The 16,765-nt window shown below is 68.8% G+C and carries 13 protein-coding genes and 3 pseudogenes; 11 read left to right on the forward strand and 5 right to left on the reverse strand.

From position 1 onward, the window contains the following. Positions 1-108 precede the first annotated feature (108 nt). Positions 109-4,074 carry a type VII secretion protein EccCa gene (gene eccCa / locus ABTZ94_RS06000; RefSeq protein WP_351197935.1) on the reverse strand — a complete coding sequence of 1,322 codons (3,966 nt, stop codon included), beginning with the start codon at positions 4,072-4,074 and terminating at the stop codon, positions 109-111. A gap of 169 nt (positions 4,075-4,243) precedes the next feature. On the opposite strand from eccCa, the gene eccD reads away from it, so the two are divergent. The 3 genes and pseudogenes from eccD (at position 4,244) to ABTZ94_RS06015 (ending at position 6,315) form a co-directional block, all read left to right on the forward strand. Beyond that, a complete protein-coding gene (gene eccD, locus ABTZ94_RS06005; protein WP_351197937.1) occupies positions 4,244-5,713 on the forward strand; it encodes a type VII secretion integral membrane protein EccD in 1,470 nt (489 codons plus the stop codon). Between the two features lie 6 nt (positions 5,714-5,719). Next, a pseudogene (locus ABTZ94_RS06010) lies at positions 5,720-5,970 on the forward strand (hypothetical protein); the annotation flags it as partial. Positions 5,971-6,168: 198 nt separating this feature from the next. Next, entirely contained in the window at positions 6,169-6,315 is a 147-nt protein-coding gene (locus ABTZ94_RS06015; RefSeq protein WP_351197998.1) for a hypothetical protein, read from the forward strand. A 52-nt stretch (positions 6,316-6,367) separates the two neighbouring features. Here ABTZ94_RS06015 and ABTZ94_RS06020 read toward each other — a convergent pair whose 3' ends face one another. After that, positions 6,368-7,276: an aldo/keto reductase gene (locus tag ABTZ94_RS06020; RefSeq protein ID WP_351197939.1), complete on the reverse strand. Its 909-nt coding sequence runs from the start codon at positions 7,274-7,276 to the stop codon at positions 6,368-6,370. Positions 7,277-8,059: 783 nt separating this feature from the next. On the opposite strand from ABTZ94_RS06020, the gene ABTZ94_RS06025 reads away from it, so the two are divergent. From ABTZ94_RS06025 to ABTZ94_RS06060, 8 genes and pseudogenes are all read left to right on the forward strand, one after another. After that, complete coding sequence (locus ABTZ94_RS06025; RefSeq protein WP_351197941.1) at positions 8,060-9,331, forward strand: hypothetical protein; 1,272 nt, start codon at positions 8,060-8,062, stop codon at positions 9,329-9,331. Positions 9,332-9,402: 71 nt separating this feature from the next. Beyond that, on the forward strand, positions 9,403-10,668 hold the full coding sequence (locus ABTZ94_RS06030; RefSeq protein ID WP_351197943.1) for a DUF4145 domain-containing protein: 1,266 nt from the start codon (positions 9,403-9,405) through the stop codon (positions 10,666-10,668). Beyond that, on the forward strand, positions 10,665-11,522 hold the full coding sequence (locus ABTZ94_RS06035; protein WP_351197945.1) for a carbohydrate kinase family protein: 858 nt from the start codon (positions 10,665-10,667) through the stop codon (positions 11,520-11,522). The genes ABTZ94_RS06030 and ABTZ94_RS06035 overlap by 4 nt, the downstream gene beginning before the upstream one ends. Then, the gene (locus ABTZ94_RS06040) at positions 11,519-12,145 is read left to right on the forward strand and encodes a 2'-5' RNA ligase family protein (RefSeq protein ID WP_351197947.1); all 627 of its coding nucleotides are present in this window, start codon (positions 11,519-11,521) and stop codon (positions 12,143-12,145) included. Before ABTZ94_RS06035 ends, ABTZ94_RS06040 begins: the two co-directional genes overlap by 4 nt. Then, positions 12,142-12,918, forward strand: coding sequence for an inositol monophosphatase family protein (locus ABTZ94_RS06045; protein ID WP_351197949.1), 777 nt, complete (start codon positions 12,142-12,144; stop codon positions 12,916-12,918). Before ABTZ94_RS06040 ends, ABTZ94_RS06045 begins: the two co-directional genes overlap by 4 nt. A gap of 17 nt (positions 12,919-12,935) precedes the next feature. After that, a pseudogene (locus ABTZ94_RS06050) lies at positions 12,936-13,448 on the forward strand (ADP-ribosylglycohydrolase family protein); the annotation flags it as partial. Between the two features lie 398 nt (positions 13,449-13,846). Beyond that, positions 13,847-14,020 (forward strand): hypothetical protein, encoded by a 174-nt coding sequence (locus ABTZ94_RS06055; RefSeq protein WP_351197951.1) that lies wholly within the window; start codon positions 13,847-13,849, stop codon positions 14,018-14,020. A gap of 125 nt (positions 14,021-14,145) precedes the next feature. Continuing rightward, a pseudogene (locus tag ABTZ94_RS06060) lies at positions 14,146-14,337 on the forward strand (hypothetical protein); the annotation flags it as partial. Positions 14,338-14,519: 182 nt separating this feature from the next. Here ABTZ94_RS06060 and ABTZ94_RS06065 read toward each other — a convergent pair. From ABTZ94_RS06065 to ABTZ94_RS06075, 3 genes are all read right to left on the reverse strand, one after another. Further along, a complete protein-coding gene (locus ABTZ94_RS06065) occupies positions 14,520-14,726 on the reverse strand; it encodes a DUF397 domain-containing protein (RefSeq protein WP_351197953.1) in 207 nt (68 codons plus the stop codon). A gap of 122 nt (positions 14,727-14,848) precedes the next feature. Then, positions 14,849-15,754 carry a helix-turn-helix domain-containing protein gene (locus ABTZ94_RS06070; protein WP_351197955.1) on the reverse strand — a complete coding sequence of 302 codons (906 nt, stop codon included), beginning with the start codon at positions 15,752-15,754 and terminating at the stop codon, positions 14,849-14,851. A gap of 234 nt (positions 15,755-15,988) precedes the next feature. Continuing rightward, positions 15,989-16,711 carry a GOLPH3/VPS74 family protein gene (locus ABTZ94_RS06075; protein WP_351197957.1) on the reverse strand — a complete coding sequence of 241 codons (723 nt, stop codon included), beginning with the start codon at positions 16,709-16,711 and terminating at the stop codon, positions 15,989-15,991. Positions 16,712-16,765 lie beyond the last annotated feature (54 nt).

A 16,765-nucleotide genomic window follows, 5' to 3' on the forward strand; every position in this document is an offset into this window, starting at 1 on the left:
CTATCGTCGTGCGACGCCGGCATCACCGGGGCCTCCGCGCCAGGAACACGGAGGAGGGGGGCAGCCCGTGACCGGGCTGCCCCCCTCCTCCGTTCTGCGGTGACCCGCTCAGTCCGCCTCCGTCGGCAGCCAGCCCGTCTGGATCAGGGCAGGTGCGCCGCGGCGGGAGACGAACAGGCCGCGGCCCGGCGGAAGCGGGCGGGCCTTCACGTCGCCGAGGAGCTCGCCCTCACCCGGGTGACCGGACAGGACGACGCCCTGGGCGCCCAGCTCCTTGAAGCGCTGGATGAAGGGCTCGTACGAGGAGCGGCCCGCTCCCGCGCTGCTGCGGGCGATGATGAAGTTCACCCCGGCGTCGCGGGCGTACGGCAGATTGTCGACCAGCATCGCCATGGGGTTGTTGGAGGACGTGGCGACCAGGTCGTAGTCGTCGACGATGATGAACGCCCGGGGCCCTCGCCACCAGCTGCGCGTGCGCAGCTGTTGCGGGGTCACATCCGGGCCGGGGATGCGGCTGCTGATGAGGGTGTTCATGTCGTTGAGGTACGTCTCGAACGCGTTGTGCGTCGTCGCGTATCCGACCAGGTACGGCTCGGGCACGCACTCCAGCAGGCTGCGCCGGTAGTCACCGACGCAGATCAACGCCTCCTCCGGGGTGTACCGCTCGGTGATCTGCTTGATGAGCAGCCGCAGCAAGGCCGTCTTCCCGGACTCCGACTCACCGAAGACCGCGAACAGCGGATCGGTGTCGAAATCGACGAGGACCGGTGCGAGGTTCATCTCGTCGATGCCGATCGCGACACCACCGCGCGACTGGTCGGGGCCGCTCGGCAGCTCCCGCGCGGACAGCTTCCTGGGCAGCATGCGGACCTGCGGGGCGTGCGGGCCGGGCCAGTTGTCGGCCGAGGCCCGGACGAAGGCGGCGGTGGCCTCGGACAGGTCGTCGCCGGCGCCCGCGGAGTCGTCGATGCGCGGCAGCCCGCCCATGAAATGGAGCTTCTCCGCCGTGAGGCCGCGGCCCGGGGTGCCGATGGGGACGTTCACCGCGACCTTGCGGTCCAGTTCGGAGTCGGTCGGGTCGCCGAGGCGTAGTTCCAGCCGGTTGAGCAGCTGGTCCTTGAGCGCCGCCCGCATCTCCATGTAACGGGCAACGGTGGCGATCAGGTGTACGCCCAGTCCGAGGCCCCGTGCGGCGATGTCGGCGACGACGGGCTCCAGGAACTCGTAGTCCGTCTTGAAGGACTGCCAGCCGTCAATGACCAGGAAGACGTCGCCCCACGGCTCGCCCGGCAGCCGGCCGGCGGCGCGAAGCCGGCGGTATGTGGTGATCGAGTCGATGTTGTTGTCCCGGAAGAACTCCTCGCGCCGATTGAGGATCCCGGAGACCTCGGCGACCGTGCGGCGGATCTTCTCCGGGTCGAGCCGGGAAGCCACCCCTCCGACGTGGGGCAGACCTTCGACCGCGATCATGCCGCCGCCGCCGAAGTCCATTCCGTAGAACTGCACTTCGTGCGGCGTGTGCGTGAGGGCGAAGGAGCCGATGAGGGCACGCAGGAGGGTGGATTTGCCGGAGCGGGGGCCGCCGACGATCAGCATGTGGCCGGCGGCGCCGGAGAAGTCCCGCACCAGGGAGTCGCGCCGCTGCTCGAAGGGCTTGTCCACCAGACCGAAGGGAACGACCAGAGCGCCGTTCTGTGCGTACTGCGGGGAGTGGAGTCCGCGCTCGGGCGTCGTCGCCAGCGGGGGCAGCATCTGATCGAGGGAAGGGGCTTCGGTGAGAGGCGGCAGCCACACCTGATGGGCGAGGGGCCCCTGACCCTCCAACCGGCGTGCGATGACGTCGAGAACGGTGTCCGCCAGCGCGTCGTCGGTCCGTTGTCCCGGTGCGAGGGACACATCCGGATCGGGCTCGGGGTAGTGGACCGCCACCGGGTTCGCGGTGAACAGCACGGGGCGCCGGTCGATGGGGAGCCCCCCGCCGCCGGTGACCGGGGCGACTCCCGGCCGGTAGGTACCCGACACGTAAGCGGCCTTGAAGCGGGTCATCCCCTCAGTGCCGAACTTCAGGAATCCGGAGCCGGGGACCGAGGGCAGGTGGTAGGCATCGGGCACACCCAGGGCGGTACGGGATTCGGCGGCGGAGAACGTGCGCAGGCCGATCCGGTAGGACAGGTAGGTGTCCAGGCCGCGCAGGCGACCCTCCTCCAGACGCTGCGAGGCCAGCAGCAGGTGCACGCCCAGGGACCGCCCGATGCGGCCGATCTGGATGAACATGTCGATGAAATCGGGCTTGGCGGTGAGGAGTTCGCTGAACTCGTCGATCACCAGGACCAGTGAGGCCAGGGGCTCCAGCGGGGCCCCGGCGGCGCGCGCCTTCTCGTAGTCGGTGAGGTTCGCGTAATTGCCCGACGACCGCAGGAGTTCCTGGCGGCGCTGCAGCTCACCCGTGATGGAGTCCCGCATACGGTCGACCAGGGTGAGGTCGTCCGACAGGTTGGTGATGACCGCGGCGACATGCGGAAGCTCGGACATCCCGGCGAACGTCGCGCCACCCTTGAAGTCGGCCAGGACGAAGTTGAGCGTCTCGGAGGAGTGGGTGACCGCCAGGCCCAGCACCAGGGTGCGCAGCAGCTCGGACTTGCCGGAACCGGTCGCTCCCACACACAGCCCGTGCGGGCCCATACCCTCCTGCGCGGCCTCCTTGAGGTCGAGCATGACGGGCGAGCCGTCCTCGCCGATGCCGATCGGTACACGCAGCCGGTCGGCCGTCGAACGTGGCCGCCAGACGGTGGCGGTGTCGACCGCGGCCGGATCGCCGATTCCCAGCAGATCCGTGAAATCCAGGTTGGCGAGCAGAGGCTCGTCGTCCTCCGCGCCGCTTCCCATCCGCAACGGGGCGAGCTGACGGCCCAGGGCCTCTGCGGTTTCGACCGGCAGGAGGTCGGGCGTGCCGTGATAGGTGGCCGCGGCCGACTCCAGCCGCAGCCGGCCCGGCCGTACGGCGATGTGCAGTCCGCCGCGGGGTTCGTCCAGCTCTTCCGGAACGATCTCCACGACGGTCACACCCTGCAGCCCCTCCGGAGAGGCGAGCAACGACTCCGCCGGCACGAGACTGTCGTCCAGCACGACGACCACGTGCGGCTGGTCGAGGAGTGGTGATCCCTCGCGGTTGAACCTCGACCGGCCCGCCAGGGTGTTTTCGAGCAGTGCCTCGACTTCCATCAGGTTGTCGCCGAACAGCCGCTTCGTGCCGGCTCCGTCGGAAGACCCGGGAACCTGGGTGTGCGGCAGCCACTTCGTCCAGTCCCACTGGTCCGTCACATCCGGAGATGCCACCACCGCGACCACGAGGTCGTCAGGTGAGTGCAGCGCGACCAGGCCGGCCACCAGCGCGCGTGCGGAATTGCGCACCGACCCCGGCTCGCCCGAGATCACGACGTGGTAGAAGGCGCGAAGGGATACCGCCATGGGGAGCCGGTCGAGCGAACCATGGGTGGCCAGGAACTGGTGCATGGCACCGGCCGACAGCGGCTCCAGCTCATCCAGCGGCGCGGTGCTCGGAGCCACCAGCGGTGTCCACAACTGCTGTGGTCCCAGACCGATGCGGACCTGTCCGAAGTCCTTGTCGCCGATCCGCCGCTCCCAGAGCCGGTCGCCCTCGGCGACCAGCGACCACAGCTGGTCCGGATCCGGATGCAGATAGAATTGCGCGTCCCTCTGGGCCCGCGCGGTACGGCGTACCTTCCGCCGGGTCTGCGCGAGATATTTCAGGTAGTCCCGGCGGCCCTCCGAGGCCTCGCCCTGGGTTCCCTTGCGGTACCGCATCACCTGCGCTATCGCCATGGCCGCTGTCGACAGCAGCATCATGACGCCCATGATCTTCATGAACGGCTGTGAGCCGGGCATGAAGAAGAACACCACCGATGAGCCCATGCCGAGCATCGGCAGCAACTGCATGGCCATGCCCTCCTGCTGCCCACGCGGCAGTTCAGGAGGCGACTCGAGTCGCACCTCCGCCGCTGATGTCTCGGGTGGCATGGCCCGAGGCAGGCGCTTGACGACGATCTGGGTCACCGGCGAATCAATCCCTCAGTGCGGCCCGGAGAGTTGCGGGCCGGCACCCCCGTGGCAGCGACCTACCTCCGCGCGCCGACAATCCTACGTGTAGGCCATGGAGGGGACCCCGATAGGGTGGCGCCCTTGGCCAGGAGCGCGGTGTACAGCGAACGAGGGGATCCATCAGGTGAGTTCGACCCTGACAACCGGTTTTTGCCGAGTAACGGTCGTGGCGCCGGACAGCCGTATCGATGTCGCCCTCCCGGACGATGTCGCTGTCGCCGATCTCCTTCCGGAGATCCTGCGGCTGACCGGCCAGGCCACACCCCCGGGGGCACCCCCCGGCTACCATCTGGCCCGCCGCGACGGCACCCTCCTGGACGCCACCCACCCGTTGGCCGTCCAGCGGGTCCTGGACGGTGACGTACTGCGGCTTCGGCCCTTCGCCGAATCACTCCCCCCGGCCGTCTTCGACGATGTCGCCGACGCGGTCGCGTCCGCCGTCCGCCGCGACCGCGCTCTCTGGAACGACCAACTGTTCGGCGTCTCCGGTCTCTTCGGCGGCGCCCTCCTTCTCGTGCTCATGGGCTTTGTGCTCTGGTTCGCCGACCCGGTCCAGCACGACATGCACGGCTTGCCGGGCATCGTTGCCGCCGCCGTCGGTACGCTGCTCGTCACGCTCGCCGGTGTCAGGGCACGGAGCTACGCCGACCGGGCCTCCGCGATCGCGCTCGGCCTCGCGGCTCTGCCGCACCTGATGATCGCCGGGTCAGGCCTCCTCGCGCTCGACCCGGGCGCCGGTATCGGACGTCTCCAGTTCATGCTGGGCTGCGCCACGGTGCTCTTCGCCTCGGCCGGGCTCGTCGCCGCGATGCCGACCGGCGACGCCCCCTTCGTCGCCGTTGTCTTCGCCTCAGCGGTCGGCACCCTCGCGACGTTCTGCTCGATCCTCACCGAAGCCCGTCCCAGCGAGACCGCCGCTGTCTGCGCGGTCGTCGCGATCGGCGCCATCGCCTTCCTGCCCGGGCTCTCGGCGAGGGTGGCCCACCTGCCGATCGGCTACGCCGCCCCCCGCCCCACGACGGACGCCGACCTCGACAACGAGCCGGGCATCGGCGAGCCCGATCCTGTCGACGCCGAACGCATCGCGACCCAGGCCCGGCGCGGGCACGAGCTGCTGCTGGGCCTTGTCGGAGGCTGCTGCGTCGTGGTCGTCGCGGCCGCCGCTGTCCTGGGCTTCTCCAGTGACGTCTGGGGCCAGACCCTCGCGCTGGTCGCAGGCCTGGCCATGCTGTTGCGAGCACGGCTCTTCCGCTACACCGCCCAAGTCGCCGCCGTGCTGGGCGCGGGCCTCGCCGCCCTCGGCCTGCTGGTGCTGGGGCTGTCGCTCAATCCGCCGACCGACGCTGTCATCAAGCTTCTGACGGAACAGGACCGGGGGCCGCTCGACATCCGTACGCTGTGGCTTGCCGCGGCCGTCACGGCCGGTGCAGCCCTGCTGATCGGTATCGCTCTGATCATTCCGAAGAAGGGACTGTCACCCTTCTGGGGCCGTCTCTCCGACCTGGCCGAGGTGGTTCTCCTCCTCGCGCTCGTCCCCCTCTGCCTGGCCGTCCTCGATGTGTACTCCTCGGCACGCAGCATGACCAGCGGCTAAGGGCTCACGGAGGGCGTGGCGCAGATGCTGCGCCCGGGCGCCAACGACCGGGGCGGCACGCTGATGGAGGGGACCATCTCCCGTATGGCAGGCTCCGGTTACGGCTCCTACCGGTCCATCCAGGACCTCGTCGCGATCGCGGAACTCGCGGGCCCCCGGCGAAGCCGCGTACGACGCTGTACGGGGAGGTGCCGCAGGAGCGGGTGGCGGCGGCTGCCGCCTCCGACGGACACCTTCCGGAGCTGCTTCCCGTGCTTGCCGGACTGAGCCGCATGCTCTCGGCCCGGCAGCGCCGCCGCTCAGCCGTTCTCACGCCGCTGCGCACCGTCCCCACCTGCGCGGCCCTGACCTCTCCGGAGCCGGCATCCCCGACCCGGCATCCCCGACCCGACCGTCCTGGCCGGCCTGATGGACCTCCGCTGCCTCGCCCTCACCGTCGGCTTCCGGCGCTCCCGATGGCGACCGTCCTCGGCGACGGACTGCGTCGTGTCGGTACCTTCCGGCTCACCGGTACGCACACCCTGGGCGTGCTTGAGCTGAGCCTCGCGGCGAGCCTGTTCGCCGGTCACGACAGCGGCCCCGGTATCGGTGGGCGCACGTGATGGCCGGTGACGGTGACCTGGAACGGTAGGACGGGTTCCGGTCGATGGCTGCCTACTCGCTGTCCTGATGGAGGGACTGGAGGCGTGCCATTTCGTCGTCCGAGAGCCGCACCGCGCCGGCAGCCACGTTCTCGACGAGATGGTCCGGATCGCCGGTACCTGGGATAGCCAGCACGTGCGGCCCTTGCCGCAGAGTCCATGCCAGCCGAACCTGCGCGGCCGACACGGCATGCGCACGGGCGACGGCGAGCACGGCTTCGCTGTCGGCGGTGCTCGCGCCTGCCTCGCGTCCGCTGCCGGCGATCGCGAAGAACGGTACGAAGGCGACGCCGAGCTCGCCACAGGCCCGCAGGAATTCCTGCTCATTGCTCGGCGCGCCGACACCGTAGGAGTTCTGCACGCAGACGACCGGTGCGATGGCCCGGGCCTCGGCCAGGTGCTCGGGGGTGGCATTGGATATGCCGAGATGGCGTATGAGCCCGGCATCGCGCAGCTCGGCCAACGCGGCGAAGTGCTCGGCGATCGAGCTGGTTCTGCGGCTTGGCGGTATGCGCAGATTCACGAGGTCCAGGTGATCACGGCCGAGTTGGCGGAGGTTCTCCTCGACCTGGCCGCGCAACTGCTCCGGCGTGGCCCACCACCACGCACCCGAGGGGTCCCGGCCGGGCCAGACCTTGGTGGCGATGACCAGGTCATCCGGGTACGGCGCCAGCGCCCGGTTGATCAGCTCGTTGGCGGAGCGCCTCGATGAGAAGTAGAACGCGGCAGTGTCGATGTGGTTCACACCGAGCTCGACCGCGCGCCGGAGCACACGGATCGACCGCTCGCGGTCGCTCGGCACGCCGAGGTCGAAGGGGGCGTTGCCCGTCAGGCGCATCGCGCCGAACCCGATGCGGTTGACGGTCAGGTCACCGAGCTTCCAGGTATCCGCGAACGGTGCGGTGTTCGTCTGTGAGGTCATGGTCAGCCACACACCCTCACCGGAGCAGCGAACGGGGTCCGGATGCCGGGCGGCAGTTCCGCCCGACCTGGCACGGGCCGGTGCTCCTCAACCCGGTTGCCGCCGGCGACACCGCTCGCGACGCGACGGCAGAAACGCATTGCGGCTGCGTGGAAGGGTCCATGCAAGTGGGGCGCGATGCCACGGAATTCGCACATGTCGTGGCGGAACATCGACCAACGACGCTCCGCAACGGGGCGATCGTCGACCGTCGCGAGGCGCACACATACGTCTGGCATGAATCTCCTTTGCGGGAAGGAACGGATGACGGGTGCTGTTCCTGTCCAGGTCACCGGCAGGACCAGCACCACTGCGGCGGGTCCATCTGAACCGGGGCAAGAGGGCCCCGGACATGAAAAAAGCCTCCCCGGCGGATCCGAATCCGCACCGAGGAGGCTCAAGCGATGACCGGCATGATACCAGGAGCCTGCCCCCTGGACGCCCCCGAAGGCAGGCCCTGCCTGCCTGAGTACGGACAACCCTCACAGCAGGCTCTCCCGGCCGGCCGACGAGATGGAGGACGGTCAACTCGACTGCGGGGATGACGTACTGGCGGGAGCAGCGGCGGTGCCGACGGACGGGGTGGCGGGTGAGGTGGCCCTGGTTCGCGGGACTCCCCGGCTGACGGCGGATCCGGGTAATCTTGCCCGGCGTCGTACTGCAAGCGCTGAATACGGGGGTGTCGGTGCGCGAACACCGAGGGCACGGTAGGTACGGGTGTCGTCCTGCTGGGGCAGGGCACGGATGACCGCGGATATCGGATCCGCAGTAGGCGTACGGCAGTCGGTCACCTTGATCATCCCGGTCCGCCTTCCCGCCGACCCGGAGACGTGGACCGAGGGCCCCATCCCCTTCGAGGTCGGCGGTCACCGCACGGACGTGGCCGCGCGGCAGTCGTACTTCACGCATGCCGCGGGACGCGCGCTGTACGGAACGCCTGAAAGGCCGCGCCGCTGGCATCTGTTCGTCGATGTCACGCATGGGGCCATGCACCTGCACGGCATGGAGATCCTGCGCACCCCGACCGCTCTTCACCCGTGGCACGCCCTGGCCGTCCTGCACCTCACCGTGCGGTCGGCGGTGCTACTGGATGTACTGCGCGCGCTCGGGCACCGTGCCGGGGCCGGGCCCGATCCGCTCAGCGGGCCCCTCGCTCCCGATACCCTGCTCGACGGCGTCGCTTCGCCGACGAGCACGGGGGCGCCCTTTGCCGCAGCGCACCCCTATACCGTCGCGTTCCTGACCCCCGGGGGCGCCGACACCGCGGCACTGCGCTCCGGCGGAGAGTTGCCGCTCACCGCGGACCGGTGGCTCTGGGCCCTGGCCTCCCGGTCCAACGAATCGGACTTCCCCACCGCCCCTGAGCAGTTGCCGAGCCAGACCGAGCGCGCCGTCCGGATCTCGGCCGACTGGAGTGCTCTCGTCCTTCGGCACGGCACCGCGTTCCTCGGCCATCGTCCGGATCAGGGGCAGGGCGACTTCTACGACTTCGCGGCCCTTCACGTCCGCTCCGTCTATCTGGACGCCCTGCTCCTCGGTATCGCGCAGCGGGACCACATCGACGAACTGACCGACGGGCTCTCGGGGGTCTTCGACGGCCCCGGGCTCGCTCGCCGCGTCACCGATCTGGAGCGGGACATCGCGAGCTTCCGCAGCACCTACTGGCGCCAGCACCTCACAGCGCACGGTCCGGCCAATGAACTGCTCCTCGCCTACCACGAGCAGTACCGGTTGCCCGCACGGTTCGAGGAGATCCTTGCGGAAGCCGCCGACTACTCCCGGCTCGTCCAGACACAGGACGGGCAGCAGATCGCCGGGGCCCTCGGCGTGCTCGCCATTCTCGGCCTGCCGCTCGGCACCGCACTGAGCATTCTCCAGGTGCTCGGCGACGGCGATCCCGTTCATCTGCTGATCGCGCTCGGCGCCGCCCTCGTCGCAACGGCGGCCGCCTTCACCACCCGGTACGGGCGTCTGGTTCTGGCTTCTCTGCGCGGCGGTCCCACCCCTGGAGAATGACGGACAACTGAACCACGGAGAAGTCGAGTTGTTAGCATCGGGTACAAGCTGCCGAACAGGACGCGGTCGACGTGACGGTCAACGAGGGCGAGTCGCTCCGGCTTTACAAGAAGGCTCTGAGATATGCCGAATCGGATCCAGAGGTGTTTCTCAGCACGGCACGACGAGCGGCGGAGTCGATTCTTTTGGACATTGCCATACAGGAAGCCGTCGGTTCGAAGCCGACGCTCGAATCCCTGCTCACGGTACTCACCGCCAAGGGGCTCCTGCCACAGAAAATGGTGCTGGCCATCCGCACCATCCAGAATTATGGCAACTACGGGAGCCACGCTCTCGACGCGTCGGGTGAGGAAATCTCCGCGGAGGATGTGCAGCCCTGCCTCAACGCCCTCACACAGCTGGCCGTCTGGTATGGGCGGACCGTTTCGTCGTTGGCGGAGAACGAAGGGCATGAGGCGCTGGCCGCTGTGCACCGCTCGGCCGGGACGACACGTCTGGCCGATTCCACTCTGATCGTAGTGAAGGCCCTGCTTCTGGGCTGTGGCTTTGAGGAAGTGATGGCGAGGCACAACCACCGGGTGGTGCCCATACAGCTTCCCTGGTCGGACCAGTTGGTCCGCGATGTCGCGCAGGGGCGGCTGGACCTTGCCATCTACAACGAACAACGGCTGACCAGCATGATCGAGGGCGAGGAGGAGCTGAAGTCCAAGGTGGTGTCCGTCGGTCGTGTCGGTCACTCGATGGGCGGCCGGAACTTCTATCTTCTCGCCGCACGCGGTGGCCGCTGGGGCCGGGCGACGGCCGAGGAGTTCCTGGCGAATCCGGCCGGTGCGGAAATCGCCGTACCGAAGTACAGCGACATGTTCGCCAATGTTCTCTCGGTCTTCTCCACCGACGAGGCAGGCTTGCGGGACCTGGGTGTTCGTGTTCTTGACGTGCCACACCATCTGGGCCTCGAACTCTTTCACCTGAACCGGGACGTCCTGGCCGTCGGCGGGCAGAATCTGCGGATGCACGCCCGCGACGAGGACGACTATTTCGAGCTGCTCAACTCCGACGTGCTTCCGATCGCGACGCAGGCACGTTTACGGTCCGCCGCAGCCAATGTGCTCATCGCGAACCAGGCCTGGCTTTCGGCACTCGGTACCCGACCGAACGATCTGTACCGGGAACTGATGCGCCGGTTCCACGAGTTGGGTGCCGACCAGGGCCGCTTCGAGGGCGTGGTGGACGACTTGATCGCGCACGCCTCGTTCCCCCTCCAGAACAGCCAGGCCAGCCGTGAACGGCTGGTGCGTCACGTCCTGTTCGAGAGCTATCGCCTGGGGGATCCGTGACCGGTACGAAGCGTGTTCTCGTGCTGGGGGGAACCAACTTCGACATCATCGTTCAGGCGGAGAGGTTTCCGCAGGAGCACGAGAAGGTCCGGGGCAACGAGTGTGCGGCGCTGCCCGGAGGGTCCGCCGCCAACACCGCTCTGGGGCTCGCCCGGCAGGGCTGTGACGTCCGGCTCGTGTCGGCAGTGGGGGACGACGCGCTCGGCAGGCTGTGCCTCGACGACCTGTGCGCCGGGGGTGTGGACACGGCGCTGATACGGGTGGACACAGCCATGAGGACCAGCATGGCGATCGTGATCTCGTCCGGCGTCGGGAAACGAATGATGACCTTCGCGGGGGCCGACCGTGACCTGGCGTTCGACGCCGTGACGGAGGCCGACGTGCGGCAGGTGGACCATGTGCATGTCGTCGGGGAACCCACAGCGGCGCTCGGCCGTGTCGTCGGCCTCGCGCGCCGGGTCGGCCGTTCCGTCTCGGTCGAGTGGAACGGCCGGGACATGAGCCCGCTCGCCGAAGGACCGGGGCTGAACCTGATGAACGCCGACGAGGCGGGTCGTCTGCCCGGGGCCCGGCCGGGCGACGCCGCCGCCAACGCGCGGCGGTACGCGCAACAGCTCGCGGGAGATGTGATTCTGACGCTCGGGGCCGACGGCGCTCTATGGGCCGCGGCATCCGGCGAAGTGGTCCGCGAGCCGACGACGGCCGTGGAGCCGGTGGACCGGACCGGGGGCGGTGACGCCTTCAACGCAGGGGTTGTCGCCGGTTGGCTGCTCGGCGAACCCCCGAGGGCATGCTTGCGCAGAGGGCTCGACGCGGCTTTGCATGTGATCACAAAGATAGGAGCTCATCCATGACCAGGTGGCTTGGTGTCGCACTGCTTCCCCGTACGGACCACACACGCTCGGCGATCCAGCTGCAGAAGAGCCTGGGCGGTGACCGGCCGCTTCGGCCTCCGCTGAGCGAGGAGGGCAACCTGCCCCATCTGACCGTGTTCCAGGGTCCTTTCGAAGGCACCCTCGAACCGGAGCGGGAGCTGGCCAGGATCAGCGCCTCGGTGAATCTGCCCAAGGAGCTGTCCCTGGCGTCCGTCGGTATCGTCCATCAGCCGACCGGCTGGCTGTTCATGGCGGTCGAGAGGCCGGTGCTGCTTCAGAAGCTGCAGGAAGCGGTGCTCGACCGTCTCGCACCCCATCTCGACCGGGAGGCGTTCGACACTTCGAAGGACACGTCGAGGTTCACGGAGACCGAGCGCGCGAGCTTCACGCAGTACGGGTACCGCTACACCGGCGACGCCTACGCGCCCCACATCACGCTCGGCCGCACCGACGAGGAGGCGGCCCTTGAACTCGTCCGGACCGCGCCCGAGCGCACCCACGTGCCCGCCGAGTGGACCTTCGACCGGCTCAGCTTCTACGTGATGGGTGAACACGGCGCCCATGCGGAGAAGGTGGTCGAGCTGCCGCTGGCCTCCGCGTGAACCAGCGGGACGCCCTGTACCGCACCGCCCACGACGCCGTGGACGCTGGGGTCCGGTGGCTTGCCGGGGAAGGCGCGGGCGACCGGTGGGCGCGCGTGCGGTTCAAACCGTCCGGGGAAGAGGTCACGGCTGCCGACGTCGAGGTCGAGCGTCGGGTCACGCGGGTCCTGGCGGACCGTACGCCCGGGGTTCCGGTCGTCGGCGAGGAGTCGACTGGTGGTGTGGGTTACCCGCCCGCCAGGTGCTGGCTGCTGGATCCCATCGACGGCACGATGAACTTCACCCGCGGATCGCCGGGATACGCCCTCTCGCTCGCGTACGTGGAGGAGGGCTCGCCGGTTCTGGGCGTGATTCATGCGCCGGCCCTCGGGCGGCGATGGAGCACCGGGGAGGCGGCCACAACGGCCTCGGGTGGGCCGGCCGGTGCTCAGGACCTCTCCCGGGCGGTCGTGGGTCTGACGGGGACGGGCCGCGGGAATCCCCGGGCGGCGCGGCTCATCGGCCGCCTGTACGACGAGGCCTACCGCATCAGGCTGCAGGGCGCGATGAGCCTGGATCTGGTCGGGGTGGCCGAGGGCTGGCTGGACGCCTGCGTATGCCTCGGCCCCAAGCCGTGGGACGTGGCAGCCGGCACCGCCCTCGTACGAGAACGTGGCGGGGCGGTACTGGGTGCGGGCGGGCGGGAGTTCGGCCCCCAATCACCGGTCCTGGCCGCGGGCGCCCCATCGCTCGCCCGGAAACTGATCGCCTGCTGGGAGTCCGTCGCGGTCTGAACGGTGCCGCGGCCACCGCGCTGCTCTCCGCGGGCGCCCTCGCCGTCATGATGCACGGGCTGGCCCGCGGCAAGACCCTGGACGGATCCGTGCAGCACGCCCTGGCCCTGCTCGCCGAGCGGCCGGGGCATGAGCCCGTCACCGAGGCGCTGCGGCACGCCCTCGGAGCCGTACGACAGGGAATTCCCGGACCGGCACTCATCGAGTCGCTGGGTGATACGGACTCCGCCGAGGAGGTTCTTGCCGTCGCCGTGTACTGCGCCCTGGTCGGCGAGGACGTGCGGCACGGGCTGCGGCTGGCCGTCAACCACGGCGGCCCTTCCGCGGCCACCGGAGCCCTGTGCGGGGCGCTGCTCGGCGCACTGCACGGCGAGACGGCGCTGCCGCCCGCCTGGCTCGCCGAACTGGAGGGCCGGGCGACGCTGTTGGAACTCGCCGACGACTTCGCCATGGAGATGACGCAGGGCCCGGCCCTGCACAGCCCGTCGGCCGCCGCACCGGGCTGGCTGACCCGCTACCCGCGCGGCTGAGCCCCGAAGTACGGGCGCGGGCCGCCGTCGAGACCGTCGGGGCCGCGCTGGAGATCAACCCGGAGCAGGGGCGTGGCCTGCCCGACGCCGACCCCGGGTCGGCGTCGTACGTCGCCGGGCGGCGAGGTCGGTGTTCACGACTTCGGGAGTCACCCGTCTGCCGACCGCTGGTAGTGGCGCTCGTGACCGTCCTCGACAGCTTCGGGCCCTCGCCGTCGGTGAAGCCGCTGGTCCAGTAGGGGGATTTCGCAAGTTCCCCCAACCGGCTCTCTGGGGTCGCCGGTCAGGCGTTCACAGGGTGGTCTGGTGATGGCGCACCGCGACTGGAGCGGGCGCCGGACGAATGTGGCCCGCGCCGAAGAGCCGGGCCCAATTCACATCGAGAAGTGGAGAGCTCAATGCCTCACAGCGAGGGTCAGCGTGTCGAGTACCGGGACAACAACAACCAGAAGTGCCAGGGCACGGTCCGAAACGTCCAGGGTCGCGGGCAGCAGGCGATGTACACCATCGAGAACGAGCAGAACCGGCAGAAGGAACAAGTTCCGGAAAACCGGATCGAGCGGGATCTGTAGCAGCAACTCCATCCCGGCCCTACCCGGCCATGGGGCTGGGGTAGGGCACTGATCCTGGGACGACGAGGGCTCCCGCAACTGAGGCAAAGTCCGGTTGTGGGAGTCCTCGCGGCAGCTCCTGTGCGAAGCAGGTCGACGGTGTCGACACCCGGCTGACCCTGCTGTGGTTCCTCCAGGAGGACCCGCGGGACTGCTGGTACGGGCATTTCACCGGTCTCGACGCGATGGTCGCGGAATTCGGCCCGGGGCGGGTGGAGCTGGTGGCGCCGTTCATTCCGACCGTGCCCGGCACCGATCTCCACGTCGACCGGTTGCGCCGAGAGCCCCGGATCTTTGGGGCAGGCATTTCCCGGTCGGGTATTTCCCGGTCAAGTGTTCTCCGGGGCAAGCATTCTCCGGGTCAAGCATCGAGCCCCCTCGGCCAGGACGGCGGACCAGTCGAGAGGGCTACCGGTAACACCGGAATCGATGCTGCTGTGCGAACGGTGGAATGCATCGGTCAGACGTCGACGGCACCCTTGCCGACGTCACGTACGAAGGCGTTCCACGCGGCGGGGACGAACGTGATCGAAGGGCCCTCGGGGGCCTTCGAGTCGCGCACGGCAATGGCCTGCGTGAGAGGGGACTTGACTTCGACGCACGCGCCGTTGCCCCCGGAATACGAGGATTTCGTCCACTTGTCCGTAGCACCCTGACGAATGGCCATGTTCACTCCGGTTCAGAGAGTCGTGTGAAAGACGCCAACAGCGTTCCGGTTGGCGTGATCGACGCTACTCGCCAAGACTCTTGAGTGAAGGGGTCGTTCACTCGACCGGATGGTATGAACCACTAAGGGCTTCCATTGCGGGCGAGCGGCGGTGTACTTTGCCCCCTCGGGCGCCCGGCGTACTCCTTCGCGATGTCGCTGATGAAGTCCCGGGTCTGCTCCACATTCAGTGCTTGTGCCCGCAGGTGCTCGTACATGACGCTGTACCGCTGCACATCATTGGCTTTCTCCAGATAGAGGTCGCTGGTGACGCCCTCGATATAGACGACACTGGAGTCCGCGGCGTCCGGGAATTCCAGAACGGCGTACTGCCCGTTGATGCCGGGGTGCGCACCCATCTCGAACGGCAGCACCTGCACGGTCACATGCGGCAGGTGCGACAGCTCGACCAGCCGCTCCAACTGCTCGATCATCACCTGCTTGCCGCCGACCAGCCGGCGCAGCGCGGACTCGTCGATCACCGCCCACAGCCGCAGCGGATGCTCCGGGGAGGTGATCCGGTCCTGGCGGCGGGCCCGGACGCTGACGCGCTTTTCGATGTCGGTCGGCGGGGCCTCCGGCAACGCGCCCTGAATCAGCGCCTCGGCGTAACTCCGGGTCTGCAACAGGCCCGGAACCACCTGGGGTTCGTACACCCGCAGCGATTCGGCATCGGTCTCCAGGCCGATGTAGACGCTGTACGGAATGTCGCCGAAGGCATGCCACCAGCCCTGCTGGCGCGAATCCTTGGCCATCTGCATGAGCGAGTCGACGATACGGTGATCCTCGACCTCGTACACCCCGCAGAGATCACGTACGTCGCGCTGGCTGATGGAGCGGCGGCCGTTCTCCAGGCGGCTGATCTTCGACTGCGAGACCAGCAGCCGCTCCGCCACCTCCTCGGCCGTCATGCCCTTGAGCTCGCGCAGTCTGCGCAATTCCTGACCCAACCGGCGTCGCCTGACGGTGGGATTGACGTTGGACGGCACGGAAACGGCACCTCCGGCTATGTAGCTGTGCGTATCTACTGCTGAGCAGATTGCCACCCCTGCCCCCGGCCGCGCTGGCAAATGGCCACACGCAAGCGCGCGGGGCAGCCGTGATTCCGGCTGCCCCGCGCTTGGTGCGGCTCCCGAACCGGGTCCTGGGGACGACGGTGCGGCGGTATTCGGTCGGTGCTGCGGTGCTGCGGTGCTGCGGTGCTTGTGGCGACAGGTGCGGTCCTAGTGAACCGCGGTGTGCGCCATGCTGCCGCGGCGTGACTGCGACTGCACTTGCGGTTGCAACGGCATTCCGGCCGCCTGGTTACGGCGCGGCTGTACGGCCGCCCCGTTCTGGACGTCCATCACGGCATGCGCCACGAGTCCGCCCATCGGGTCGTGTCTGATCAGGTCCCGGAGCCGGGAGCGCGATGAACGCCCCTCGTTCCCGGGATACAGGTGCTTGCCGAGTCCGACCGCGTGGGCCAGCGCGGCGAGCGCCGCGGTCCGCGGGTCCGGCGGTACGCCGGTGCGGATCGCACTGTCCAGCCTGGTTCTGATGTCCCGGCTGATTGCCGTGTCCGTCGCCTGGTAGCGAGTTGTCGGCAGCACTCCGCACATCTGGCCCGCCACGGCATGCACCATGCCGCATCGCTCCAGATGAGCGAGGTAGATCTGGCGCAGCCCCAGCCGGGGCCCGCCAATCCAGTGGACCGCCCGAACCGGGCTGCCGCGTCGGCGCAGCAGTTCCAGTGCGGAGTCCAGAGTCGGATCTCCTGTCGGCCGTGGCATCACCACGGCGATACGATCCCCGTCAGGGGCTATCCGTCCTGCCAGAGCCAGCTCCACTAGCTGAGCTCCGGCGAGGCCGAGGTCGAGCGACTGCGGCTGCGCTGTGGTACCCGTGGCCGGGTCCAGAGCGAGCAGCAGAAGCTCCTCCGGAATTGTTCTGCGGCTCCTGCCCATCCATGCCTCCCCGCGTGGATGAGTGACAGGGTGACCCCTCTCACATTGGTCTGT

Origin of the sequence: Streptomyces sp. NPDC002785 (assembly GCF_040295565.1) — a bacterium.
Lineage (GTDB): Bacteria > Actinomycetota > Actinomycetes > Streptomycetales > Streptomycetaceae > Streptomyces.